We start from the raw sequence: 24421 nt of genomic DNA, 5'->3' as shown, positions 1-24421 counted from the left end.
GGGGTAGCATGCTTCATCACAGCCAGGCAGTGTCACTGGACGACATCTACCTTGAAGACATTTCTCACTAGCTATCACGAGATCCAACTACCCGCAGGTACGAAAGTATATGTTGGAGAAGTAGGCTATCAAACAGACCTTTTTCCCGGTGGCTCTGAGCAAGTTGTAAGACCTACACCGTGGAAAATACCTGGCGTTAAGATACCTGGAAGTGGTGGTTTGAAATGAAATATGAAATAAAGAAAACAGTTACCGATATCATTAAAATACTATCCTCGAATGAGGCGGATTCATGGGCAAAAGCATTTGAAAAACTGGCCATCGAGCTCGATGTTGATTGTGAATAATGCCTTTGCTCATTGAAAAAACTCTACGGTGGGATGGGAACCTTTAACGATATTGTTGTCCATAACAATGGAATACCTCTAATTCGAGAAAATGACGGGTTAGATGATTTGAGACACTATCGCACGGGCGTTATGCCCGTGCCTTGTTCACTTTATCCGCCAGAATTAAGGCTGTCTTGTTTCGCCATATCCATCAGTAGCGCGATACCAATATAATTGCTCCAGTTAAAGGTATTTTGCAGCACCACCGCATTGCCTTTTTCTTTATCGTAACCGATAAAGCTGGAGTAACCGCCGATATAGCCTACCTGATAAGTGATTTTTTCCTGGCCGATAAAGTCGGTGGTCCAGGCAATGCCCTGTACCCCGTCCGGGCGTTGAATGTCGGCATTGCTGACGTCGGCAAAGACGCTGTCCAGCAGGCGATTGTGAGTCGTTGAGACGTGATAGCGGGCATACATCGCCAGATCTTCAGCGTTGCTGTATAAACTTGCTGCCGCCACCATGTTATTGGAAAAATGCCAGTCTGGGGTGAGTTGCCCACGCGGGATAAATTTCGGCTGATCCCCCGCGTGGCCGAGCGCACGCAGTGGGTACCCCTTTAACTGCTGCGGAATAAAGCTACTGTTCGCCATGTGTAACGGACGGAAGATATAGCGCGAGGCTAAACGCTGAATATCTTCCCCAGTCTTGTGTTTCAGGATATAGCCGATCAGGGCGTAGCCGGTATTGGAATATTGCGCGTTTTATCTCTCGGCGCTCGCCAGTTGGCGAGATAACGCAGGGCGTTATCGCTATCCAGCTCACCATAGAAATTATCACCCGTGCTTAAGTAGCGAATGAATTTCCGGGCATCGGAACATCCATATTCTGGCGCGGCAGGCCGGAGGTGTGGGTGACCAGTTCGAATAGCGTAATTTTTTGAGCATCCGCGCTAAGCGGCGTTCCCGACTGTAGCAATGTCGCCAGGGTATCGTTCCAGTTCAGTTGCCCCTCATGTACCAGACAAGCCACCACTTCTGCCGTAATCCCTTTGCTGAGCGAGCCGAGCGCAAACAGGGTGTCGGGCCTGACCGGGTACCGGCCTGGCAATGTTGCTGATATGATAATTTTTTGTTGATTCGGAGGGGGAAAATGAACACAAACACGATAGTCACGCTATTAAAGTTCAAGCGCTGGGCAGATGCAGAAACATTACAAGCGATAAAGAAGGTAGATACGTTAGCGAATGCTGATAAGCATCATCTGATGCTCAGGCTTATGAACCATGTTTATGTCGTTGATATGATTTTCAGAGCCAACATTACTGGCCAAAAGCACCAATACACCGCGTTAAATACGCCAGAAACCCCGACTGCAGACGAGCTTCTGACAAAGATGTTCGAATGCACTGAATGGTATATTCAACACGTCGGTACAATGAACACGCCTGATCTTTCTGAAATCGTTAAATTTCGTTTCGTCGATGGTGGGTATGGTGAAATGAAGGCAGAAGATATGCTCAATCATGTCCTTTTTCACGGTACATATCATCGCGGCGCGGTGGGCTGGATGCTTTCAGAAACGGGAATAACCCCTCCTAAGGATGTGTTAACCGTATTCCTGAGGGACCATCATCAGGAGTGATTCAACCTGAGGGTTAACCAGATTTCACGCCGAACCGTTTCTCTTTTAAGGATGCCATTATGACCAATTTTCATCAACTTACCGCCACCAGCCTGGATGGCCATCTTATCTCAATGGACGACTATGCGGGTAAGGTGGTTTTGGTCGTGAATACTGCCAGCCAGTGTGGCTTCACGCCGCAATACGCGGGCCTTGAAGCGCTCTACACGAAATACGCCGGTCAAGGGTTAGTGGTGCTTGGCTTTCCCTGTAACCAGTTTGGTAAGCAGGAGCCCGGCGGCGCCGATGAAATCTCGAAGACTTGTTACATTAACTACGGCGTAAGTTTCCCCATGTTCGAGAAAGTAGAGGTAAACGGTGGCGCAGCGCACCCGGTGTTTCGTTATCTGAAAAACGAATTGCCTGGCGTGCTCGGAGGACGGATCAAATGGAATTTCACGAAGTTCCTGATCGGACGCGATGGGATACCCCTCAAGCGTTTTGCACCGATGACGACGCCCGAGAAAATGGAGGATGCAATTCTTGAGGCACTGGGGAGGTGAGCGCTTTGGTAGTTATTTAGCGTGCATGATGAACGACGAAATCGCAGGTTATTATCCTTGCGCCTTAAAAAGGTTCATTGGAAGCATTGGGTTGTGTGAAAAATTGGTAGTTGAAACATGTCCAGTCAATACAGAAAAATAGAACACTATTTCTGAGGCTTAAATGGACTGAGAGGCAAGAAGTGAGCGTGTCTGAAACAATAAAGAAAATTGTTATGGTGGCATTAGTGGTGAACATGGTCGCAGGATGTGCGCCGTTACATCCTTCTGGATGCCATAAGACCACGGCAACGGGCAGTTGCAGCTCAGGACGCTGGGACGATCAGGATGAGTGGGGCGCGCAAGCGCGGGCAATCAGGGCGGCAATAAATGCCAAACTGGATGAGCCGCAAAACTGGAAAGGGAAAAAATGCAGGCTGCATATTGAATTTGCTCAGGATGGCACGCCTTTAAACATATCCACCAGCAACGGCAATAAAGCCTATTGTGAAGCGATAAAATCAGCAGCCCATAAAGCCAAATTCCCGGCATTCAACAATCCGGAAGTCTACAGAGATTTTCAAAAATCCGGTTTCGATATGCGCGGGTAACATGCTAACCGCCCTTTGTAAGGTGGCGTCACTCTGAGCTAACACTCACTATGTCCGCCCCGGTTGCACATTTACACACAGATACCGGTTCTTCTGATAGCTGTGTGCAACGTGTTCATTCCTGATGTTCAGGGATCCGGGCGATAACCTTTATCTCAAAATCAAATCCCGCCAGCCAGGTAACGCCCACGGCTGTCCAGTTCGGATACGGTGGCTTAGGGAAAAGCGTTTGTTTCACCTGCATAATGGCTGGAAATTGATTCTCCGGATCGGTATGAAAGGTGGTCACATCAACAAGATCGGCAAACGTACATCCTGCAGCGTCAAGCGTGGCCTTGAGATTATCGAAGGCACGCTCTACCTGCGTTGCAAAGTCGGGTTCGGGTGTACCGTCTTCCCGGCTACCCACCTGTCCGGAAACAAACAGTAAATCACCAGAGCGGATCGCTGCAGAATAACCGTGCTGCTCATACAGCGCGTGGCGATTTGCAGGGAAAACGGGTTTCGGTTGGTTCATAACGGATCCTTTCTTTGGACAGGGACAGTGGATGCGCGGCATAAATAAATGAATTAAGATACGCGGCGTATGTCAACTTAATCACACATACGCCGCGTATGTCAAACAACTTGCGTGGTGTAGATTGCAAGGAGTTCGTATGGCTGCCAAACGCCGCGCCGAAACGATGGAAGAAACCCGCACTAAATTGATTGCGGCTGCACGTAAAGCCTTTGCCGAAAAAGGGTTTGCCGCAGCCTCGATGGATGATTTAACCGCCAGCGTGGGCCTGACGCGCGGGGCCCTGTATCATAATTTTGGCGATAAAAAGGGGTTACTTGCCGCTGTCGTTACCCAGATTGATTCTGAAATGGCGCAAAGCGCCAAAAGTGCAGCGGCACATGTGAAGGATGACCAGCAAAAGCTTCTGGCAGAAGGGATAGCCTATATCGAGATGGCGCTGGATGAAGAAGTCCATCGCATCGTTCTGCTTGATGGTCCGGCTTTTCTTGGGGACCCGGGAAAATGGCCGAGCCAGAATAACTGCCTCGACGCTACGCGTAAGAGCCTTTCCGACCTGATTGAACGCGGCTTAATCGAACCGGTAGATGTTGATGCCACCGCCTGGCTGTTAAACGGTGCCGCACTAAATGCCGCCCAGTGGGTGGCCGCCAGCGAAGATCCGCAGCAGGCATTACCAAAAGCGATTCAGGTTTTTACCCTGCTGGTAAATGGCCTGGTGAAGGGCGTCATACCTCCCGAAGCCACGGCGTAATCGTTAATCCCGTAAGCAAGCCCTCCGGGCTGAGCAGGCGGGTGACGGTTTGCCCCCATGGTTCTGTGCGGTTTGCCACCAGCAACCGATAGCCTTTTCCAGTCAAAATACGGGTAGCCGAGTCCAGGTCCTGAACCTCGTACTCAACCCATCCTTGCGGTATCGGGTGCTCAGCGGGCCATTGTTCTTCTCCAAAGCAGGACATTGCCGCCTGTGTAAGCGGCCAGACGGCGAAATGCTTCACGCCTTTCAACTGGCCCACTTCTGCGAGCAGATAATCACTGTTCCCCTCCATCGGCTTAAGCGGAAGGCCGAGTGTATGGATATAAAACGCGGCGCTGGACGCTGTGTCCCGTGAAATAGGCCCGAACCCAGCGACAAATAAAACATCAATTCCCGGTAAAGCTTGCGGCATATCCCCTCCTGTATGACGTAACACTTACGCTGAATTTATCTTACGACCAGTTGAAATACGACTCTCAATTCTGGCATCGCTTTCACCGAGTCTACACGTTCCCCACGGGTTTAAACTTCAACGCGATGACGATCAGCAGCACCACTCCCGCACTCATCACCAGCCAGGCGCTGGTCAATGAAACCGCACTGTCGCGAACAATCCCCGCGATTAACGGCATCAGCGCGGCAATCATATATCCGCCCCCCTGAACTCTGGAGAGTAACTTCCCGGCCTCAGCGGGCGTGCGGGCGTGATCGAACGTGACGATGAGCGACAGTGGGAAAAGGGCGCCGATCCCTGTGCCAAGCAGCAATGTGGATACTACCGGCGTTGTACCCGGTGCAAAGACCAGACACAGTAATCCTGCCAGCAGTAGCGAGAGCACAGCGATCAGCGGCACACGGCGGTCAGGGCATTTACCAATCAGCGCGGAGACGGCAAACCCGGCGACCACTTCGGTCAATGTCAGCCAGGCCAGCATATAGCCACTGCTGCGTGCGGACCATCCCGCCTGAATATAGAGTGGGGGCAGCCAGGCTAAAACCAGCGTGTAGGCGCCAGTTCCCACACCGAAAAAGAGCAACAGTAGTCCTGTCCGGGAGGAGGAGAGCGTCACGGTTTCGTGTACCGTTTGTTCTTGCTGAGGGCGCTTAACGAGGGCCAGCCACAGTATCAAAGCAAGCAGCGCTAATACGCCTGCCATCGCCAGCGCGGGCTTCAGCGTGAGCCATGAAAACAACGGCTCGGCACTGGCGGCGGCTAATGCCGCGCCGGCCATAATGCCCGTGCTGAAGAGCGACATCACCGTGCTGGCCGTTTGCGTATAGTCCTTTTTTATCAGGGCAGGCATTAACGCCTGGATCACGCCTATGCTGGCCCCACCCAGTAACGCGGTACCCATAAGGCTCGCCAGTGAAGCGCTAAAACCCCGTAATAAACAGGCCGCAAGCAGGATGAAGAGTCCGAACGCGATCCCCCGGACGGCGCCGATCCTGGCTAAAAGCCAGGGGCCGCATAAGGCGGCCAGGCCCATCATCGCGACCGGCAGGGTGGTCAGCAGGCTGAATTCCGTGGCCGACAGCCCAACTTCATGCTGCAGCACGGAGAACAAGGGGCCGACAGAAGCCAGGACAGGGCGCAGGTTCAACCCGACGATAAAAGCAATAACGGCGAAGAGTAAAGGTGACGTGCGTTTCAACGTGGAATCCTTTTCGATTGTGTACGGCCAGGGCAAAATGCCACAAGCATTTATCTTAACGTTAAGATAAAATCCTTTTTTGTGTAAGATGTAGCGCACAACACGATAAATAACCACTCAACACGGGGGGAAAATGAAAGACCATGTAGATTTTGTTGTCGACCAGTGGAGTCGTGCCATGCCTGAGCTGGACGTCTCGTCGATGAAAATTTTTGGACGAATGCTCAGGCTGATAAAGCATCTGGCAAAAGCGCGCGCGCAGGCCATGGCGCAGTTTGGTTTTCGCGAGGGGGAGTTTGACGTCCTCGCCACGCTGCGTCGCGCCGGTGAGCCGTACTGCCTTTCGCCCACGCAGCTGTACAAAGCGTTGCTGATTACGTCCGGGGCGATGACGAACCGGCTCAGCCATCTTGAACAGCAGGGGCTTATCAGGCGAATCGCCGACCCGAAGGATAAGCGCAGCACGCTCGTGAGCCTGACGTCCAGCGGGAAGGATCATATTGAACAGGCGTTGCTCGTTCACACGGAAACGCAAAATGCAGTATTGAGACATTTATCTGGTATGCAACATGCGCAGCTTGAATCCCTGCTCAGGGAATTACTGCTGACGTTTCCGACTGAGGAACGGGGTGAATAGTCCCCGGGTGCCGATAAAAAAGCTACATGATTCAACCTCATCGAAAGGGAAAATATGTCATTACCGCCACTGTACGCGCTACGCGCGTTTGAAGTCGCCGCGCGGCTGAACTCCTTCAGCAAAGCCGCTGAAACCCTGAATATCACGCCGGGAGCGGTCAGCAGGCATGTCAGGACGCTTGAACTGTGGTTTGACTGCGAGCTTTTCAAACGGCAGGGGCCGAGAGTGGAGGTCAATGAAGCCGGACGTATTCTGGCCGGACAGCTTGGCGAAAGCTTCTCGAATATGGAGTGGGCATGCCGGGCATTCAAAAGTGAAAATCACCTTCTGCGCCTTAAAGCTCCCAGCACCCTTACGATGAGATGGCTCCTGAATGTGCTTAAATCTTTCCGCGAAAACCATGCGAAGCCTAAAATCGAAATCGCCAGCGTCTGGATGGACTTCGACACCGTTGACTTCAGCCGCGAGCCTTACGATTGCGCGATCCTCCTCGGTAATGGCTATTTCGGCGAGTCAACAGAAAGCCGGCTGCTCTTCAGTGAATGGCTCATTCCGGTTTGTCCCCCGTCTTTGCTTGAATCTGCCCGGCACCAGCTTGCTCAGTGCGATCTTATTCATCCCTCACCGGACAGACGGGACTGGAAACGCTGGTAGAAAAGGACAGGGTTATTCCCCGGGCTCGACATGAGCGGCGGGCTTGTGTTCGACACCCTGGAGCAGGGCAGCCTTGCGGCCATGCACGGTCACGGTGTGGCGATGGCTGACCTTCGACTCACGCTGGACGCACTAAAAAGTGGCCTGCTCGCACTGCCCTTCAGGGAAGCGATAGCAACCGGGGATGGCTACTATCTTGTCTGGCCGAAAAATTCGCTCAGAAGACAGAGTATTGAACGTTTGCTGGCGTGGCTTAACCTAAACGCGCCTGTGGTGCCTTCTTTGAATATCGTCTGTCTTGATTACGATGATAATCAGGTTTAATAAATAGCGGAATATTAATTGTGGGGTATTCCGCATCCTGAACGTATTTATGCGTAGGGAATATTCGCCATCTTTTTATATCTTTCCGGCAGGGCGCTGTTCAGGCTAAGTAATTTATCCAGAATATAAAGCGCAGGCGTCCCCTTTGCGCGCTCTGCGTCGATCAGCGCCGTGCGTAACAGATTGGCAGCCGAGGTCATGTCACGGAAATACTCCTCCGATTCATGCGTTTGATCTTCGCCCGACGCGGCGTTACGCACCTTTGGCCACTCCGCAAAGTCAAGCAGCGGAAGGATCCCATCTTCTTTTGGTAAATGCGCTGAGAGCAACTCTTCGGCGTTACCCGGATTGCTTTGGGCGAAAGCCAAAAGATGCAGTCGATGGATGAAAGGCGATAGCGCTTCTGAGCTTTCCTTTTCTGCTGAAAGTAACGTTATCAACTCATGCACATTTGCATTGAGGCTATATTTATGAGGCGAGATAATATTCAATACAGGGAATAAAGCATCGAGTGTCATAGCTGCTCCATACAGGCTTAATATTATTTATTTTTTCTATCCCAGGGATGAATGGATGGTATTGCAGGGCTATCGCTTTTGAAAAACGATAAATAGTGGGAATAAATGTGAGTTTTACTCAACGTTGCGCTTTGGAGTGCGATCACGCACATCCTCACGCTGCAGCGTTTTGTTTCACAAACGCCATCGCTCATCGACCGTCCAGAATGGTATAACGTCGTGCGGCTAAAGGGTGGCCGCCCGCTGACTCCATTCACAAAGGTGTATATGAAACAAATTACGTTCAGTGACCTGCAGCAACAAAGCGAGCAGGCTGCCAATTCTCCTCGCTTACGCGCGCACCGAAATTTACATCCCGAACTGAGCGACCCGGTACAACGCCTGGCTATCGCGATGGAGCCAGGTACCTATGTTCGCCCTCATCGCCACCCGCACACGTTTGAACTGCTGACGGCTCTGAGCGGTCGCTTTCTGGTGTTGAATTTTGATGACAGCGGTAACGTGACCCAGCGCGTGGTGTTAGGTGAAGACTGCAAAGTGCTGGAGATGGATGCCGGTACCTGGCATGCCGTGCTGTCGCTGGAAAAAGGCGGCGTCATTTTTGAGGTGAAACACGGCGGCTATCAGCCTGTTCCGGAGCACGATACCGCTCCATGGTCACCGGCTGAGAACGCGCCCGGTAGTGCGGAGCTGATGAAATGGTACGCTCAGGCACAGGTGGGTGATGGAGGTTTTACCCTGTAATTTTCTCTACTTTTCCCGACGCGCGGAAAGGCACGCCGGGATAGAGAGAGACGCTCCCGCCAACTCAACTGACCGTATTAAAATGCCAGTCGCCGGCAGTCGACAGCATCACGAACGGGCCGGCCAGCGTGCTGTTGTGATGCGCAATGATATCAGTGGCGGATAAATGTGCGTTATCCATTGTGGTATGCGCATCTGAAATCAATATCGTCCTGAAGCCCAGCTCCGGCGCGGCCCGGCAGGTGGTGTCGACACAAAATTCGGTTTTCATCCCGGCAATGACCAGCTGTTTGATGCCTCTCTGATTAAGTTCACGCAGCAATTCGGTATCCCGAAAACAGCTGGGATGGCGCTTGGTGAAAACAACATCCTGCTCCTTCACGTCCAGCTCGGGTATCAGCTGCGTCAACGGCCCCTGCGCTGAAAAGGGCGAGTCGTCTGGTCCAACATGGCGGGCAAAAAAGACGGGTACCTGAGCGTGGCGCGCGTTGGCTATTAACAAACGGATATTTTCCAGAACGGCATCGGCGGAACAGGGTGAGACCGGGCCCCGGAAGAGGCCCTGCTGCATGTCGATAATTAAGAGAGCATTGTCAGAAATCATTTTCTTTCTCCATTCAGAGGGCGGTGAACGGAGAGGTATTTCCCCGTCCAGTTAGGCGGGGATTGAGGTTCTGTTTATCAGTCGTTTGCTACTGATACGCTCGTGCCGCCGAAGGTGCCGGTGGTGGTGAGGGTGGTTGTTGGCTGAACTGACTGATACATGGAATGACCTTTGTTTATTCATTACGCTATATGCGGAATGAGCACGTTAGTTATAGCGTTGCTTAACGCATTGCTTCAAGACACCAATTTGAGTAGGGGTACGATGCAGCGAGGAAGCTGTCAGCAAAGGCTCGTAACCTGCTGTGCACGCCTTTGCTGACTGAATAGCCGGGATTATTTAAGGCCCTCTAGCCCCTTCAGGAACTCCTCCACCTGCTCAGGCATCGCCGTGTCTGCCTGGTAAAGAATATCGAGTTTGACGTTCTTCAAACCGCAGAAGCCGAAAATGCCCTCTACTATTTGAGTCTGAATCGCCGTCGAATAACCATGTTTATCGAAACCGTTAAGATCGCTGCCAGCAGTCGCAATAAGGCGAACGGGAACGTCGCGCAAATTGCCCACAATCCGGCCGTCTTCTGCCACTTTATACGCCCAGTTCAGCGTCAGAACGCGATCAAACCAGCCTTTCAACAGGCCGGGAACGGACCACCAGTACACCGGGAAAACGAATACCAGCATATCCGCCCGCTCGACCCGCTGCTGCTCGCGCAGAATAGCGTCAGGAAGGGCGCTCGGATCGCCGTGGTACAAATCAAGATCGGCGCGGGACATGGCCGGGTTAAACCCTTCGGCATGCAGATCGGCCATCTCCACCTGCGTACCCTGTTCACGCAGTTTCCCGGCAATGCGGGCGGCCAGCGAATGGGATAACGAATTGTCGACAGGGTGAGCCGTCACGATCAGTGCATTATTAATGGCATGTGTAGCAGACATAGCGACCTCGAATGGGTGAGAAGTGACGTTTATATTACTATTGGTAACTTAGCTGTCAATCCGCACCCAACGATCATTTTGTGCTATTCACGTAGGTCTCCAGCACCCCGGTGATGGCGCCTCTGAGGGTATCTTCCGCAACATTTCGGGCGAGCACGCCGTTACCCGCGGCGGTGCTGAGCGCGTCCGCCGCACCAATGATGGCCGTCAGTACCGCTTCTCCCTGAACGCCTTTCAGGACGACAAAAGGGGAAAGCGCGGTACGCAGGCAGTCGGCGCATTCGGCAACGCACGCCTCACGAAACGACTGCAACGCGCGAGAGCCGGACAGCGTCGCGGCGATGGGCCCGGTTTCGGGCCCGGCGGTCATGGCGCAATCAATATAGGCGGCGCTGAAAAAGCGGATCGTCTTGTCCAGTATTTTGCTGTCTACCGCCAGCGTCTCACGGAATTTCGCCAACTGCCGATCGCTATAATCCTGATACAAGGCCATCAGCAACCCTTCACGATCGCCAAAATGGTCGTAGGGGATAGGCTTGGTCACGTTGGCCCGCTCCGCCAGGTAACCCAGAGTCAGTGCCTCCGTGCCTTGCTGGCGGACAATTCCGCGCGCCACTTCCAGCAGCTGTACGCGGCGATCCTCTTTTCTTAAGCGCTTAACAACCATGCTTTCCTCGGAACAGTTATCTACTTAGGGTAGTTTACACGTTTTCTGCCGGGGACTGCACGCGCTGTTCCGCAGGGCGGATCCGGAACCAGATCGCATACATCGCAGGCAGGAACACCAGCGTAATGGCCGTACCGCCTAAGGTTCCGCCAATCAACGTGTAAGCCAGGGTTCCCCAGAATACCGAATGCGTCAGAGGAATAAACGCCAGCACGGCGGCAAGTGCCGTCAGCAGTACGGGCCGGGCTCGCTGAACCGTCGCCTCGACCACCGCGTGGAACGGATCGAGACCGTCCTTCTGGTTATGATCGATTTGCCCAATCAGGATCAGCGTATTGCGCATAAGAATGCCTGAAAGAGCGATCAACCCCACCAGCGCGTTGATGCCAAACGGCTGATTGAAAATCAACAGGGTCGGCACCACGCCAATCAGCCCCAGCGGCGCGGTAAGGAACACCATCACCATCGCCGAGAGCGAACGCACCTGCAGAATGATGATCAGCAGCGTCAGGGCAATCATGATCGGGAACAGCGGAATCATTGCCTGCGTGGCTTTGCCCGATTCCTCAATCGAACCGGCCATCTCAATGCGGTATCCGGCCGGTAGCGTATCTATAATCGGCTGGAGCTGTTTCATGATGGCGACCGATACATCCGGTGGCTGAAGATTGTCGGCGATATCACCCCGCACGGTAATGGTCGGAGTGCGGTCGCGGCGGCGCAAAATCGGGTCTTCCATACCGATCTCAATCTTGCCAATTTGAGACAGCGGAACGCGCTGCCCCGCATTGCCGACGAGGGTAAAACCCTCAATTTTTGCCGGGTCGAGACGGATATCCCCCGCGGCGCGCCCCATGACCTCTACCGAGCGAATATCTTCTCGCACGGCGGTAATTGGCACGCCTGAGAGCAAGAACTGAAGCTGCTCAGCCACGGCACTGGACGTTAATCCGGTGGCCTGCAGACGGTTTTGATCGAGGGTGAAATGCAATACCGGAACGCGTGATCCCCAGTCGGTATTGACGGTACGCATCATTGGGCTTGCCTGTAGCACGCCTTTCACCTTGTCTGCAATATCGCGTAAAGTACCGACATCCGGCCCCGAAACGCGCCAGGCAACCGGGAAGGGCGAGTACGGGCCAAAGACCAACTGCGTCACCCGCACGCGGGCCTCAGGCGCCAGGCCGCTGGCGACAGCCTCCCTGAGCCTGAACTTGAGCGCTTCGCGTGACGTCTCGCTGTCCGTCAGGATCACGATTTTTGCAAAAGACGGGTCAGGTAATTCGGGGGCCATCGCCAGGTAAAAGCGGGGCGATCCCTGGCCAATATAGGCCGTCACGATGTTGGCCTCAGGCTGCTGGCTCAACCATGCTTCTATTTTTGCGGTTGCGGCACGGGTCTGTTCGATTGAGGTGCCATAGGGCATCTGCACTTCAACCAGCACTTCCGGGCGATCGGATGTCGGGAAAAATTGTTTTTTTACCAGTCCCATGCCGAATATGGCGAGGATGAAAATAGCGACCACGGCACCGGCCACCCGCCATTTTCCGGCGATAACGCGGCTCAGCATCCGGCGAAAACGGTTATAACGCGGCGTGTCATAGATGGCGGCATGGCCTCCTTCCACTTTGGGAATGGCCGGGAGGATCTTCACCCCAAGATAGGGGGTAAACACCACGGCGACAAACCACGATGCAATCAGGGCGAGGCCGACAATCCAGAACATATTGCTGGTGTATTCCCCGGCGGTTGACTGGGCAAAACCGTTTGGCATAAAGCCAATTGCCGTCACCAGCGTACCCGCCAGCATTGGCGCGGCGGTATGGCTCCAGGCGTAGGCGGAGGCTTTGACTCGGTCGTAACCTTCCTCCATTTTGACCACCATCATTTCGATGGCGATAATGGCATCGTCAACCAGTAAGCCGAGGGCAAGGATCAGGGAGCCCAGCGTGACGCGGTCAAAGTTTATCCCCGCGGCTTCCATCACCACGAAGACCACCGCCAGCGTCAACGGTACCGCCGCTGCAACCACCACCCCCACGCGCCAGCCCATGCTGACAAAACAGACCACCATCACCACCAGCAGGGCGACGAAGAATTTGATCATAAACTCATCCACCGCCGAGCTGATGTTCACTGACTGGTCGGTGACTTTGCTCAGGGTCATGCCCAGCGGCAGACTCGCGTTTATTTTTGCCGTTTCGGCATCCAGCGCTTTACCCAGTGCCAGACCATTCCAGCCCTCACGCATGACGATACCCAGCAGAAGGGCGGGTTCATGCTGGTTACGTATCAGCATCGTAGGGGGATCTTCATAGCCCCGTTCAACCGTCGCCACATCGGAGAGCCTGAGCGTTTTGCCCTGAGCCACAACGGGTGTATCGCGGATCTTCTGCAACTCATCAAACGCGCCGTCGAGGCGGATAAACATCTGGGCGCCCCGGGTCTCAATAGAGCCCGCTGCTTTTAACGCGTTCTGATTGTTAAGGGCGTTGAAAATATCCTGCGGCGAGAGACCCATCGTGGCCAGTCGGTCATGAGAGAAAGCGATGTATATCCGCTCCGCCTGTTCGCCGATAATGTTCACTTTCTTCACGCCGGGTACGTGCAAAAGTTGCTGGCGCATAGCTTCTGCATCACGTACCAGCTGCCGCTGGGGTTCACCTTTCGCTTTCAGGGCAAAAAGGGCAAAGGTGACATCGGCAAATTCGTCATTGATCATCGGGCCGATCGTCCCGGCAGGGAGATTCAGGGATTCGTCTCCCAGCTTTTTCCGCGCCTGATAGAACTCCTCTTGCACTTCTGCGGGGGGCGTTTTGTCTTGCAACGATAAGGTGATAAACGCCATGCCGGGGCGGGTATAAGTTTCCGTCCGGTCATACCATTTGAGCTCCTGCAGGCGTTTTTCCAGCGGTTCGGCGACCTGATCCTGCATCTCCTGCGCGGTTGCGCCGGGCCAGACGGATATCACCGTCATTTGCTTCACCGTAAAAGGGGGATCTTCCGCGCGGCCAAGCCCAAAAAAGGCGTAGATACCGGCAATCGTCACAAGGACGATCAGAAACAGGGTGATGGAGCGCTCGCGCACGGCAAGCGCTGACAGGTTGAAGCGACTTCCGCTCATGGCGTGTTCTCCGCCAGCGCGGTATTGCGTTGTTCTGCAAGCCTGACGATTTCACCCTCGTGCAAAAGGTGTGCGCCCAGCGCCACAATCTTCTCGCCTGGCTTCACGCTGCCCGTGACCTGCGCGGCATCTTCACCCACGCTCAGCACCTTCACCGGCGTCCAGGTAACCTTTGCCGGCCTGGCGGAAATGCGCCAGACACCGGGGCCTTTGCCAGCATCGTAGAGTGAGGCGAGCGGAACCTGCATGACCTGACGTTCCGCTTTTGGGTCCTGAACGTTCAGCGTGACGGTTGCCCCCAGCGGCGCGTTTGCCAGGTCACCATTCAGCACGTAGCGGGCTTCATAGGTGCGGGTTGTGGCATCGGCTGAATCAGACAGCAGGCGAAGCGTTGCGCTGACCGGGTGTTTTTCATTGCCATAAAGTGTGGCCAGTGCAGGGCTGCCAACGGCAGGGCGCAGGGTCTCGGGGAACTGCACGAGCGCTTCACGTTGTCCCGCCCTGGCGAGTCGGATCACCACTTGCCCGGCACTCACCACCTGACCTGGCTCGGCGAGGGTTTCCATCACTACCCCGTCTGAATCCGCCAGCAGTACGGCATAGCCCGTTGCGTTTTGCGCCACGTTGGCCTGCGCCCGGGCTGCGCTGAGTTCCGCTCTGGCGGAATCGGCGGCGGCTTTGATCTGATCATACTCCGAGGCGGACACGGCGCCGGACGCCACAAGACCGCGATAACGCGCCTCATCGCTGGACGCTTTTCTCGCACGCGCCTGGGCAGCATCCACCGTGCGCTGCTGTGCCTGGGCCTGTAATTTCAGGTCAACCGGATCGAGGCGCAGTAAAGGCTGACCCTGTCTGACGGTTTGCCCGGTATCGACAAGTCGCTCAAGGATTTTCCCCTGAACCCTGAAACCCAAATCACTTTGCGTTCTCGCCACCACCACGCCGGTAAAGGCGTGAGCAGTATTGTTCGCAAGCGCGATGGCGGCGGATCTGACAAGCGGTGGCTTTGTGCGCGGATCGCCACTCGCGGAATTATCGCCGCACGCCACGAGGACAAACGGCAGAAGGCTAACGGCAAGGCGGGCTGTATTGAGCCTGAGCATGGGAAACCCTTATAGAAGTAACAGGACAGTTTCCGCATTCTCAGACTAGTGACCAATAAAGTCAATGGTCACTAATCAGGGGGCCAGGCTTCTTAATACCAGCGAAGAGAGAAGCACCGCCGCAGTGGGGGCCGTTTCGAGGTTGTATTGCAGCTGTATGGGATTGATATAAGGGCACATCACCATGTGGATAGCCTGCGTGACCTCATCCAGCGGCGTTTTTCTTTCGAATTCACCCGCCTGCCTGCCTTCAATAATGATGCTCTCAATCAGCTTCATCAGGCCGTCTGTATACCTTTCAGTAGACGGCCATTTGTCCCGAGCGGCGACGGCGGCAATGTCGTAAAGCTTCCGATCGTGGAAAAACAGCTCGCTTCCGGCCTCGGTAAGCGCTTTGAACAGACGGCGTAATTTTTCGCTGGCTGACGGCGCATCCTCGATGGCAGAAAGCACCGCCGCCATGATCAGCTCCAGGCGGTTAGCGCAGATCACCTCGCCAATAGCCTGTTTGGAATCGAAAAACTTATAAATGTAGGACTTAGAGAAACCGATGGATTTCGCGAGTTCGGCGACGGTGGTTTTTTCATAGCCGTAATGCCCGAAGTGCTCAAAAGCCGCTTCGACGATTTGCTCTCTGACAGAATGGTCAAGTGGACCACGTATTGATGGGGCGTTCATATTTTTAGTCATTATTTAAGCTTAGCGTGACAGGCCAGGATTGACAACGAGTGACCATTTCGTCATTTGGTTACTGTTGTTTCCTCATGAGTTCAAACGGGAAGACCCACCCGGTGGGGTAAGTGTATCACTGTTTTTCGCGCATTAAGGCAGCATTGTGTCGATGAATTTTAAGCGGGTTTAATCAACATTCACGCTACCGTTTTTTTAGCCAGTCGAGAAAAAACTGGCTAAAGGCCGTGACCTGAAGCGGCTGCAGTTTACGCTGCGGGTAAACAAACTGTAGCCCGACATCTTTGCGGTCGTATCGGCTAAAACCGGTAAAACTGTCAGCAAACAGGACGGTGAGTCTTCCGGCCTCAACATCGTCCTTCACATCCCACCAGGATTTCCCCGCAATGCCAGCGCCGCTGAGCGCCCACTGACGAAGCAATGCCCCGTCGTCGCACACCATGGCTGGCTCTACGCGAACGACACTTTCCTCGCCATCTTTTTCAAAGCGCCATTCGTTCATCACCACGCCCTGAGACTCAAGTGCAAGGCATCGGTGATGGGCTAACTCCGCAAATGTGGCGGGGACGCCGCGGTTGCTAAGATACGCCGCAGAGGCCACCAGCACCCGATGATTTGGGCGGATGTTTCTGACGACCAGGCTGCTGTCCGGCAGGTTACCGAAACGCACGCTCATATCCAGCCGGTTAGCGACCAGATCTTCAACATGTTCTCTTAACGCGATGAAAAATTTCACGTCAGGATGGTGCCGGGAAAATTCCACCACGGCGGGGCTAAGATACTGTCTGCCAAAATCCGAGGGGGCAGAAAGGCGAATATTGCCGCTGAGGACGCCCTCTTTTTGCGTCAGGAGCGACTCGGCATGGCGCATCTCTTCCAGCACGCGCAGCGCGGCATGATAAAACTCTTCTCCGGCACGGGTCAGCGTGATGGATCGCGTTGAACGGTGAAACAGGCGAGTCTGGTAACGTTCTTCAATCGCCTTCAGTCTGGCCGTCATGGTCGCAGGAGAGAGCGACAGCCGTCGTCCGGCGGCGGAAAGTCCCCCGGCCTCGGCCACTTCAACCAGCAATGCCATATCTTCAAGCTTGCCCATTATTCATATTTTCCGAAAAGTGCATCAGTTTTCAGTGCAATTATCAAAATGAAATACCGCCTGTAAAGTGATTTCATCCAAACCATAAGGGATGAAAACATGAACCGTTCCTCACTTTTTGACCGTTACCGGTTGGGTCAGCAGGACCTGAAAAACCGTATCGTTATGGCGCCAATGACCCGCGCGCGTTCCCTTCAGCCAGGCAATATTCCCTCGTCGCTGATGGCGGAATACTACCGGCAGCGGGCCAGCGCGGGTTTAATCATCACCGAAGCCACCCAGATCTCCCCGCAGGGCCAGGGATACTCCTGGACTCCCGGCATCCATTCGCCGGAGCAGGTTTCAGGATGGCAACTCACGACGGGGGCCGTGCATCAGGCGGGCGGGGTTGTTTTTTCTCAGCTCTGGCACGTCGGGCGAATGTCGCACGCCAGTTTTCATCAGGATGGTCTGCCCGTGGCCCCGTCAGCGCTGGCACCGGACGCGAAAGTGTGGGTGGTGAATGAAAAGGGCGAAGGCCAAATGGTTGACTGCCCGCAGCCAAGAACGCTGACGCGCAAAGACATTCACGGCATCATCGCGGACTATCGCCAGGCGGCACTGAATGCCGTCCAGGCCGGCTTTGATGGCGTGGAAGTTCACGGCGGAAACGGCTATTTGATTGACCAGTTCCTGCGTCAAACCTCCAATAAACGCACGGACGAGTATGGCGGCACGCTTGCTAACCGGATCCGCTTTGCCCAGGAGGTCTTGAACGCGATTGCGGAGGCCATTGGGCCCGAGCGTACGGGCATCCGCCTTTCGCCGTTTATTACTCAGCGGGGGATGAATGACCCGCAGGTGATCGACGCCATCCTCGCTCTGGCGGCCTGGTGCGAACAACACGGGATAGCATTCATCCACCTGGCGGAAGCCGACTGGGACGACGCGCCGCAGGTACCCGACATTTTCCGTCAATCCCTGCGCGAGACGTTTAGCGGAACCCTTATCGTCGCGGGCAACTATGACCTTAACAAAGCCGAACAAATACTTACGGCTGGCTATGCCGATTTGATTGCCTTCGGACGGCCATTTATTGCCAACCCGGATTTACCCCACCGGCTGGCGCACAAGTTGCCGCTGGCCCAGGTGCGCGATCCCGCCACGCTGTTTGGTGGCAGTGCGACGGGATATACCGATTATCCCACCTTGCCGTTATCCTGATAAATGATTGAGAGAAAATGATGAACTATTCAACCTCTTTTCGTTCTGTTTTATTGCCGCTTATTTTTATCGGTCTGTCGGGCGCCGCTTATTCGGCGCAGGAGGAGTGGGTGAAACCACAGCAGCTGATTGTCGATAAAAGCCTGCCGCAGGTGCAATTAGCCGCGAATGAGGCTGCAGCCAGAAAATATGCAACGTTCTGGAATACGGGGACGCCGTCTCTGGCGCGTGAAGCGCTTGCGGTTAACTTTATTGATAAAACGCCGCCGGAAGGGCGTAAACAGGGACCCGAGGGCGCTATTTTAGCCTCCCGGGCATTTCGTACTGCCGTACCTGATTTACGCTGTGACGTTGAGCAGATGATTATTTCCGGTAATCGTGTGGTCTCCCATTTACATTTTCACGGCACGTTTACCGGAACATTCGGCGAGCTGAAAGGAAAGGGGCAGAAAATAGATTTTATCGCCACGGATATCTATGAAATTAATGACGGTAAAATTGTGGCTAACTGGCATATTGAGGACAACCTGACGCTGATGAAACAGCTGGGCGCACTGTAAATTCATCACTCCGGGGGTGCCCCGGAGTGATGCGAAAATCCTATAACCCCAGATCGCTCAGCGAGGGGTGATCGTCCGGGCGTCTGCCCTGCGGCCAGTGGAACAGTCGCTCAGATTCTTTTATTGGCATATCGTTCACGCAGGCAAAACGACGCTTCATCAACCCGTCCGCTTCAAACTCCCAGTTTTCATTGCCGTAGGAGCGGTACCAATTGCCGGAATCATCATGCCATTCATAAGCATAGCGCACCGCGATCCGGTTATCCGTAAATGCCCAGAGCTCCTTAATCAGGCGGTAACCCAGCTCTTTTTTCCACTTCCGTTCCAGAAAAGCCTGCGCTTCTTCACGGTTGGTGGCGAATTCTGCGCGGTTGCGCCATTGGGTATCCAGCGAATAGGCCAGCGCGACTTTTGCCGGGTCGCGACTGTTCCAGCCGTCTTCGGCGAGTCTGACTTTTTCGATGGCGCTTTCACGGGTGAAGGGCGGTAAAGGAGGGCGTGTATTCATGGCGATTACCTCAGTGTGATATTATGTAGACAGATCTGTCTACTTGCGTTAATCTATGCCTGAAAAATAACGTTGTCAACATCCCTTTTTGAGGCTGCCGAAAAATGAAAACAGAACCCGCAAGCAACGAGACAAAAATCAGCGTCAGGGATAAAATATTACATACCGCTCACGATCTCTTTTATTCCACGGGCTTCAAGGCAACGGGCGTGGATACGTTGATTAAAGAGGCGAAAGTGACCAAGGTAACTTTCTATCGCCACTTTCCGAGTAAAAGTTTATTGATTCTCGCCTATTTGCACTATCGACATGAAATATGGATGAACTGGTTTGAAGCCTCATTGCGGCGTAATCTCAACGCAGGTCAGACATCGTCAGAGGCATTATCTGCCACGCTTTACGAATGGTTTGTTTCACCCGAGTTTCACGGCTGCGCGTTTATTAACGCCAGTGCAGAGGCGAAGTCTGAAGATATTGAAAGTGAAATAAAGGCGATATGCCGTGACCATAAACTCGAAACAAAGAAAATGATTACGTCGCTGACGAAGATCGCTGATGAGCGCGTGATCAACGAAATCATGTTGCTTATTGACGGCGCCATTATTCATGCGCAAATGGGCGTGGAGACGGATGCTGTCCTCCACTCGTTATCACGCTGTCTGGAACAGTTAATGGAAAAATAAGCTTTTCCGGGGGGTTAACGGCTGTAAACACCCGCACCCCAGTAACCGGTACGGGGGCGGGTCTGTTCTTTCCAGCCAGTTGCGAGCAGTTCTTTCGCAATAAATCGGTTGATAATTCCGTGTCCCATCAGCAGGACGGGTCCGTCGGCATCCTTCGCTGCCTTCATCAGGATCCCCGCCGCCTTAGCGGCACGGATTTTTGCGACGCTAACCGATCTATAAAATATTTTTATGCACGCGTATTCTGTGGGAATGCGCTGGGCAAAACCATTCAGGGTAAAGGAAACGGAAAATGAGAACACAGAAGCGATGTCTGGGGTGCGTGGCTATTGTGGTTGATGACTACGATCGTGCAATTGAATACTACACCGACAAGCTGGGGTTTACCCTTGTCGAGGACACGCCGCAGCAGGATAAACGCTGGGTCGTCGTCACGCCAAATCCGGAAAGCGACTGCAATATTCTGCTGGCACGGGCTTCTAATGAGAGGCAGGAAGCCTTTATCGGCAATCAATGCGGTGGCCGGGTTTTCCTGTTCCTTCAGACAGATGATTTTTGGCGCGATTACCATGCCATGAAAGAAAAAGGCGTTCATTTCTGTGAAGCACCTCGTGAGGAAGAGTACGGTACGGTGGTGGTGTTTGAAGATCTCTACGGCAACCGCTGGGACCTCTTTCAAAAGGCCCAGGGCTGAATCGCACCAGAATATTGGTCACTCCCGCTGCGCCAGAGAAAGCGCGCTGGCGCTGGCGGGATCGAACAGTGAGAGGCTCTCTATCTGATTGAGTAAAATCACCTTTCGGAATGACATAGCGCTGCGGGGTTCGGAGTCGAGCGTGATGTCATGCTCCGCATACCACTTGCTGTAATTATTCTCGATGCGCAAATTCATTGTCTTCTCGTCTCTGTACCCGCTTAACATCGGTATCAGCACAATATTGGCCGTGTTTTCGTATTCCAGCGTCGCGGTGTGGATCATGCCGATATATATCCGCCGCGACCGAAGCGTCACCTGCGCCAGCTCGCCTTGCTCCATACACTGATAGAGCAGTTGTTCAATACCGCTCGACTGGGCAAGCCGTTTGTAGAGCTTTTTCCGGCTTTCACCGTCCAGCCTGGCGCTGCCTGCCCAGTTGGAGCGATAGAGGCAAAACAGGATGGCAAACGCCAGCATCACGACCACAGGCGCCTGAATGCCTAAAAAACTCCAGTTCATAAAGTCGATTTGCCAGTCGGTATATTTCGGTGAGGCAAAGTGAAAGGCGTTATTGGCGGCAGAAAGGGCGAGAAGCAGGAGCCAAAGCAGTCCCGTGGCAACCACGCCCTGGAGCACGAAAATACAGCCATAAAGCGCAACAAGGAAATAGACGTCCCAGCCGAAAGAGCGCTTGATTTTAAAGCGCGTCGACAGATCGCGACTGGTGTACCAGTACCCGCACACCATCAGCACCATAAATATCGCCGTTCCCATATCAGGCCCTCTTCAGCGCGTTGACGTGACGCAGAAAATCCTGCCGTACCTCATTGCTTTTGTAGTTCACCGATGCATTCCCGTCCTGGTCGATGATGATGCGGTCACCATCCTCCACGGCTTCGATGATCTCCTGCTGACTCATCACCTGCAGCAAGGATTCAGGGCTTGAGAAAAGAGAAAGAAAAACGCGTTTCATGTCGGGCATCCTGATGAATTTAAAAGGATAAGCCTGGAAGAGGATGGGGGAATTTGCCTTAAGGTTAAACTGAAAAAACAATGCCTGGTGGCGGCTATGCTTTATCCAGTCTACAAAATCTACTGTTTTGGGTGGCAATCAACTTATTGATAAATAGGCAAAATAAAAAATATAGTTGCACAAACTTGGACAAATAACGTTAATTGTGTAAGTTTTAATTATGCGATTACGCCACGTTGTTTACAGCCAGGATGTGACCCATGAGCACTTTGCCCTCTGTCGTGAGTCGGTTTGTTGAGTACTACAGCGCACTGGATAGCCAGCCGCCCTCCGCACTGGTCGGGCTTTATCATTCGGATGCCACGCTAATCGATCCGTTCGGCGAGCACGACGGTATCTTTGCGCTTCAGCGCTATTTCACCCATCTGCTGGCGAATGTCGAAAACTGCCGTTTTACCATCGATCCACCGCTGTGCAGTGAAAACCGCTTCGTTGTGACCTGGGTGATGCACTGGTCGCACCCGCGCATCGCCGGAGGGGACCCGCTCGAACTGCCGGGCTGTTCGGTGGTGGACACGGAAAAGGGTCTTATCACGCGTCAGCGCGACTACTACGATGCGGGAGAGATGATCTACGAACATCTTCCGCTGCTGGGCTGGGCGGTACGCGGCGTGAAGCGGAGGGTGAAATCATGAAAACGGTACTGATCACCGGCGCAAGCTCGGGTATTGGCGCCGGGCTGGCGACCTCCTTCGCTGCGGAGGGGTACCACGTGATTGCCTGTGGGCGGGATCCTGCGCGCCTTGAAGCCTTGCATCAGACCTGCCCCAATCTCACAGTTCGCCTGTTCGATATGACAGACAGGGACGCCTGTCGCCAGGCGCTGAGCGGCGTTTACGCCGATCTGGTTATTCTCTGCGCCGGTACCTGCGAGTACCTCGATTGGGGCGTAGTGGACGCGGCGCTGGTGGAGCGGGTTATGAACACCAATTTCCTCGGCCCGGTGAACTGTCTTGCCGCGTTGCAGCCGCAGCTGGTTGCCGGCAACCGCGTGGTGCTGGTGAGTTCGATGGCCCACTGGCTTCCGTTCCCGCGGGCAGAAGCCTACGGCGCGTCTAAAGCCGCGCTGAGCTGGTTTGCGGACAGTCTGCGCCTGGACTGGGAGCCCAAAGGGATTGCCGTCACGGTGATCTCCCCAGGCTTTGTCGATACCCCCCTGACGCGCAAAAACGATTTCGCCATGCCGGGCAGGGTGAGCGTTGACGAGGCGGTCAAGGCGATCCGTTCCGGACTGGCGAAAGGGAAAATGCACATCGCGTTTCCCACCCGATTCGGCTTCATTTTGCGGCTGCTCTCCAGGCTACCCGCGTTTTTGCAGCGCACACTGCTGCGCAGGATGGTACGTTCATGAAGATTGCGATTATCGGCAGCGGAATTGCCGGGCTGACCTGCGCCTGGCGGCTGGCCGGTCACCATCAGGTGACCCTGTTTGAAGCGGGCGCCACGCCTGGCGGCCATACCGCAACGGTAGATGTCTCGACGCCACAGGGCAACTGGGCGATTGATACCGGCTTTATCGTCTACAACGACCGGACCTATCCGCGCTTTATGGGCCTGCTCAGCGAGCTCGGCATCAGCGGGCAAAAAACGCAGATGAGCTTTTCGGTGCACAACCCCCAGACGGGGCTGGAGTACAACGGACACACCCTGACATCGCTGTTTGCCCAGCGCCGAAATCTGGTGAATCCGGCATTCTGGCGTCTGCTCGGAGAGATCGTCCGCTTTAATCGGCTGGCAAAACAGGCGCTGGAAGGGGACGTGGATCCGCATGCCACGCTGGAGACGTTTCTTCAACAGCATGGCTTCACGCCGTTTTTTGCGCGCCACTACATTCTGCCGATGGGCGCCGCCATCTGGTCGTCGTCGTTGCAGGAGATGAAGCGTTTCCCGCTGCCGCTCTTCCTGCGCTTTTTTAATCATCATGGTCTGCTGGATATTACCCATCGTCCGCAGTGGTACGTGGTACCGGGCGGCTCGCGGGAGTACATCCGCGCCATGCTGGAAAAGCTGGGCGACCGCCTGACGTTACGCCTGAACGCGCCGGTGCAGCGTGTCAGCCGCCACAAAGACGGGGTCACGCTTCAGCTCGAAAACGCCAGCCATACCTTCGATCAGGTGATTTTTGCCTGCCACTCCGCCGAGGCGCTGGCCATGCTTGAGGCGCCGACGCCAGCAGAGCGCGAGGTGCTGGGGGATATCGGCTGGCAGCGCAACGAGGTGATTCTGCACAGCGATCCGCGCTGGCTGCCGGTACGCAAGCGCGCGTGGGCCAGCTGGAACTACCGCCTGAGCGAGCATGAGCAGGCCAGCGCCTGCGTCACCTACAACATGAACATTCTGCAAGGGCTGCCAGAGGGGAGCCCGCTGTTCTGCGTCACCCTGAACCCGGAAACACCGGTGGATGAACGCTTCGTGTTACAGCGCTTTGTTTATGAACATCCGCTGTTTAACCCGCAAAGCTGGCGGGCGCAGGCGCGTCGCGGTGAGATCAACGGTCACCAGCGAAGCTGGTTCTGCGGGGCTTACTGGTACAACGGTTTTCACGAGGATGGCGTGCGCAGCGCGCTGGACGTGGTCAACGCGATCGCGGCCGGAGAGGGGAACTAA

The 24421-nt window shown here is 54.4% G+C and carries 29 protein-coding genes and 2 pseudogenes; 15 read left to right on the top strand and 16 right to left on the bottom strand.

The annotated features are described in order from the left end of the window. The first annotated feature begins 359 nt into the window (after window positions 1-359). Window positions 360-563: a DUF6966 domain-containing protein gene (locus L977_RS25300; protein ID WP_407719078.1), complete on the top strand. Its 204-nt coding sequence runs from the start codon at window positions 360-362 to the stop codon at window positions 561-563. Here L977_RS25300 and L977_RS16595 read toward each other — a convergent pair. Further along, window positions 500-1430, bottom strand: a pseudogene (locus L977_RS16595) (serine hydrolase domain-containing protein); the annotation flags it as partial. The gene L977_RS25300 and the pseudogene L977_RS16595 overlap by 64 nt on opposite strands. A gap of 51 nt (window positions 1431-1481) precedes the next feature. Between L977_RS16595 and L977_RS16590 the strand changes: the two are divergent. From L977_RS16590 to L977_RS16580, 3 genes are all read left to right on the top strand, one after another. Further along, window positions 1482-1973 carry a DinB family protein gene (locus L977_RS16590; RefSeq protein WP_047626255.1) on the top strand — a complete coding sequence of 164 codons (492 nt, stop codon included), beginning with the start codon at window positions 1482-1484 and terminating at the stop codon, window positions 1971-1973. A gap of 59 nt (window positions 1974-2032) precedes the next feature. Continuing rightward, window positions 2033-2515, top strand: coding sequence for a glutathione peroxidase (locus tag L977_RS16585; protein WP_047626253.1), 483 nt, complete (start codon window positions 2033-2035; stop codon window positions 2513-2515). A 215-nt stretch (window positions 2516-2730) separates the two neighbouring features. After that, complete coding sequence (locus tag L977_RS16580; RefSeq protein WP_047027396.1) at window positions 2731-3105, top strand: cell envelope integrity TolA C-terminal domain-containing protein; 375 nt, start codon at window positions 2731-2733, stop codon at window positions 3103-3105. 115 nt (window positions 3106-3220) lie between these two features. Here the strand turns inward: L977_RS16580 and L977_RS16575 are convergent, their stop codons facing one another. Next, the gene (locus L977_RS16575; RefSeq protein WP_014883721.1) at window positions 3221-3622 is read right to left on the bottom strand and encodes a RidA family protein; all 402 of its coding nucleotides are present in this window, start codon (window positions 3620-3622) and stop codon (window positions 3221-3223) included. A 139-nt stretch (window positions 3623-3761) separates the two neighbouring features. On the opposite strand from L977_RS16575, the gene L977_RS16570 reads away from it, so the two are divergent. Next, window positions 3762-4376: a TetR/AcrR family transcriptional regulator gene (locus L977_RS16570; protein ID WP_047027395.1), complete on the top strand. Its 615-nt coding sequence runs from the start codon at window positions 3762-3764 to the stop codon at window positions 4374-4376. On the opposite strand, the gene L977_RS16565 is transcribed toward L977_RS16570, so the two are convergent. Together L977_RS16565 and L977_RS16560 are read right to left on the bottom strand one after the other, a co-directional pair. Next, window positions 4351-4791 (bottom strand): glyoxalase/bleomycin resistance/dioxygenase family protein, encoded by a 441-nt coding sequence (locus L977_RS16565; RefSeq protein WP_047626251.1) that lies wholly within the window; start codon window positions 4789-4791, stop codon window positions 4351-4353. The two genes, L977_RS16570 and L977_RS16565, sit on opposite strands and share 26 nt — an antisense overlap. A gap of 91 nt (window positions 4792-4882) precedes the next feature. Then, window positions 4883-6031 (bottom strand): MFS transporter, encoded by a 1149-nt coding sequence (locus L977_RS16560; protein ID WP_047626250.1) that lies wholly within the window; start codon window positions 6029-6031, stop codon window positions 4883-4885. 133 nt (window positions 6032-6164) lie between these two features. Between L977_RS16560 and L977_RS16555 the strand changes: the two genes are divergently transcribed. Both L977_RS16555 and L977_RS16550 read left to right on the top strand, forming a co-directional pair. Continuing rightward, complete coding sequence (locus L977_RS16555) at window positions 6165-6668, top strand: MarR family winged helix-turn-helix transcriptional regulator (protein ID WP_032645249.1); 504 nt, start codon at window positions 6165-6167, stop codon at window positions 6666-6668. Window positions 6669-6722: 54 nt separating this feature from the next. Continuing rightward, window positions 6723-7646: pseudogene (locus L977_RS16550) on the top strand (LysR substrate-binding domain-containing protein). Window positions 7647-7693: 47 nt separating this feature from the next. Here L977_RS16550 and L977_RS16545 read toward each other — a convergent pair. After that, entirely contained in the window at window positions 7694-8164 is a 471-nt protein-coding gene (locus tag L977_RS16545) for a hypothetical protein (protein ID WP_047626249.1), read from the bottom strand. A gap of 267 nt (window positions 8165-8431) precedes the next feature. Here L977_RS16545 and L977_RS16540 point away from each other — a divergent pair, with 267 nt between their 5' ends. Beyond that, window positions 8432-8908: a WbuC family cupin fold metalloprotein gene (locus L977_RS16540; protein ID WP_032636667.1), complete on the top strand. Its 477-nt coding sequence runs from the start codon at window positions 8432-8434 to the stop codon at window positions 8906-8908. Window positions 8909-8972: 64 nt separating this feature from the next. On the opposite strand, the gene L977_RS16535 is transcribed toward L977_RS16540, so the two are convergent. The 7 genes from L977_RS16535 to L977_RS16505 all read right to left on the bottom strand — a co-directional run bounded on the left by L977_RS16535 (window position 8973) and on the right by L977_RS16505 (window position 17130). After that, window positions 8973-9512, bottom strand: a complete 540-nt coding sequence (locus L977_RS16535; RefSeq protein WP_047626247.1) for a cysteine hydrolase family protein — start codon at window positions 9510-9512, stop codon at window positions 8973-8975. A 335-nt stretch (window positions 9513-9847) separates the two neighbouring features. Continuing rightward, complete coding sequence (locus L977_RS16530) at window positions 9848-10447, bottom strand: NAD(P)H-dependent oxidoreductase (RefSeq protein WP_014883729.1); 600 nt, start codon at window positions 10445-10447, stop codon at window positions 9848-9850. A gap of 73 nt (window positions 10448-10520) precedes the next feature. Further along, a complete protein-coding gene (locus L977_RS16525; RefSeq protein WP_047626246.1) occupies window positions 10521-11114 on the bottom strand; it encodes a TetR/AcrR family transcriptional regulator in 594 nt (197 codons plus the stop codon). 34 nt (window positions 11115-11148) lie between these two features. Further along, window positions 11149-14238 carry an efflux RND transporter permease subunit gene (locus L977_RS16520; protein ID WP_047626244.1) on the bottom strand — a complete coding sequence of 1030 codons (3090 nt, stop codon included), beginning with the start codon at window positions 14236-14238 and terminating at the stop codon, window positions 11149-11151. Further along, window positions 14235-15344 (bottom strand): efflux RND transporter periplasmic adaptor subunit, encoded by a 1110-nt coding sequence (locus tag L977_RS16515; protein WP_047626243.1) that lies wholly within the window; start codon window positions 15342-15344, stop codon window positions 14235-14237. Before L977_RS16515 ends, L977_RS16520 begins: the two co-directional genes overlap by 4 nt. Window positions 15345-15419: 75 nt before the next feature. After that, complete coding sequence (locus tag L977_RS16510; protein WP_014883733.1) at window positions 15420-16034, bottom strand: TetR/AcrR family transcriptional regulator; 615 nt, start codon at window positions 16032-16034, stop codon at window positions 15420-15422. A gap of 184 nt (window positions 16035-16218) precedes the next feature. Continuing rightward, complete coding sequence (locus L977_RS16505; RefSeq protein WP_047027387.1) at window positions 16219-17130, bottom strand: LysR family transcriptional regulator; 912 nt, start codon at window positions 17128-17130, stop codon at window positions 16219-16221. A 99-nt stretch (window positions 17131-17229) separates the two neighbouring features. Between L977_RS16505 and L977_RS16500 the strand changes: the two genes are divergently transcribed. Then, window positions 17230-18333 (top strand): alkene reductase, encoded by a 1104-nt coding sequence (locus L977_RS16500; RefSeq protein WP_047626241.1) that lies wholly within the window; start codon window positions 17230-17232, stop codon window positions 18331-18333. A gap of 20 nt (window positions 18334-18353) precedes the next feature. Next, the gene (locus L977_RS16495) at window positions 18354-18893 is read left to right on the top strand and encodes an ester cyclase (protein ID WP_047626311.1); all 540 of its coding nucleotides are present in this window, start codon (window positions 18354-18356) and stop codon (window positions 18891-18893) included. 40 nt (window positions 18894-18933) lie between these two features. Here the strand turns inward: L977_RS16495 and L977_RS16490 are convergent, their stop codons facing one another. Further along, window positions 18934-19401 (bottom strand): nuclear transport factor 2 family protein, encoded by a 468-nt coding sequence (locus L977_RS16490; RefSeq protein WP_014883739.1) that lies wholly within the window; start codon window positions 19399-19401, stop codon window positions 18934-18936. A 104-nt stretch (window positions 19402-19505) separates the two neighbouring features. On the opposite strand from L977_RS16490, the gene L977_RS16485 reads away from it, so the two are divergent. Further along, window positions 19506-20084, top strand: a complete 579-nt coding sequence (locus L977_RS16485) for a TetR/AcrR family transcriptional regulator (RefSeq protein ID WP_047626239.1) — start codon at window positions 19506-19508, stop codon at window positions 20082-20084. Between the two features lie 14 nt (window positions 20085-20098). On the opposite strand, the gene L977_RS16480 is transcribed toward L977_RS16485, so the two are convergent. Next, the gene (locus L977_RS16480; RefSeq protein WP_081987748.1) at window positions 20099-20251 is read right to left on the bottom strand and encodes a phosphoglycerate mutase; all 153 of its coding nucleotides are present in this window, start codon (window positions 20249-20251) and stop codon (window positions 20099-20101) included. A gap of 125 nt (window positions 20252-20376) precedes the next feature. Between L977_RS16480 and L977_RS16475 the strand changes: the two genes are divergently transcribed. Further along, a complete protein-coding gene (locus L977_RS16475) occupies window positions 20377-20778 on the top strand; it encodes a VOC family protein (protein ID WP_023330350.1) in 402 nt (133 codons plus the stop codon). Window positions 20779-20796: 18 nt separating this feature from the next. Here the strand turns inward: L977_RS16475 and L977_RS16470 are convergent, their stop codons facing one another. Together L977_RS16470 and L977_RS16465 are read right to left on the bottom strand one after the other, a co-directional pair. After that, window positions 20797-21555 carry a hypothetical protein gene (locus tag L977_RS16470; protein ID WP_023330351.1) on the bottom strand — a complete coding sequence of 253 codons (759 nt, stop codon included), beginning with the start codon at window positions 21553-21555 and terminating at the stop codon, window positions 20797-20799. 1 nt (window position 21556) lies between these two features. Further along, window positions 21557-21754, bottom strand: coding sequence for a hypothetical protein (locus L977_RS16465; RefSeq protein WP_014883742.1), 198 nt, complete (start codon window positions 21752-21754; stop codon window positions 21557-21559). Between the two features lie 260 nt (window positions 21755-22014). On the opposite strand from L977_RS16465, the gene L977_RS16460 reads away from it, so the two are divergent. Genes L977_RS16460 through L977_RS16450 form a run of 3 tightly spaced genes read left to right on the top strand, consistent with a single transcriptional unit; the run spans window position 22015 to window position 24421 of the window. After that, window positions 22015-22449, top strand: coding sequence for a nuclear transport factor 2 family protein (locus tag L977_RS16460; RefSeq protein ID WP_014883743.1), 435 nt, complete (start codon window positions 22015-22017; stop codon window positions 22447-22449). Further along, entirely contained in the window at window positions 22446-23165 is a 720-nt protein-coding gene (locus tag L977_RS16455; protein WP_047626238.1) for an SDR family NAD(P)-dependent oxidoreductase, read from the top strand. Before L977_RS16460 ends, L977_RS16455 begins: the two co-directional genes overlap by 4 nt. After that, a complete protein-coding gene (locus L977_RS16450) occupies window positions 23162-24421 on the top strand; it encodes an NAD(P)/FAD-dependent oxidoreductase (protein ID WP_045135154.1) in 1260 nt (419 codons plus the stop codon). Before L977_RS16455 ends, L977_RS16450 begins: the two co-directional genes overlap by 4 nt.

Source organism: Enterobacter sp. ZOR0014 (genome assembly GCF_000798855.1).
GTDB lineage: Bacteria > Pseudomonadota > Gammaproteobacteria > Enterobacterales > Enterobacteriaceae > Enterobacter > Enterobacter kobei.
Note: the sequence above shows the minus strand (reverse complement) of the source record. Positions and strands in the feature narration are given on the sequence as shown.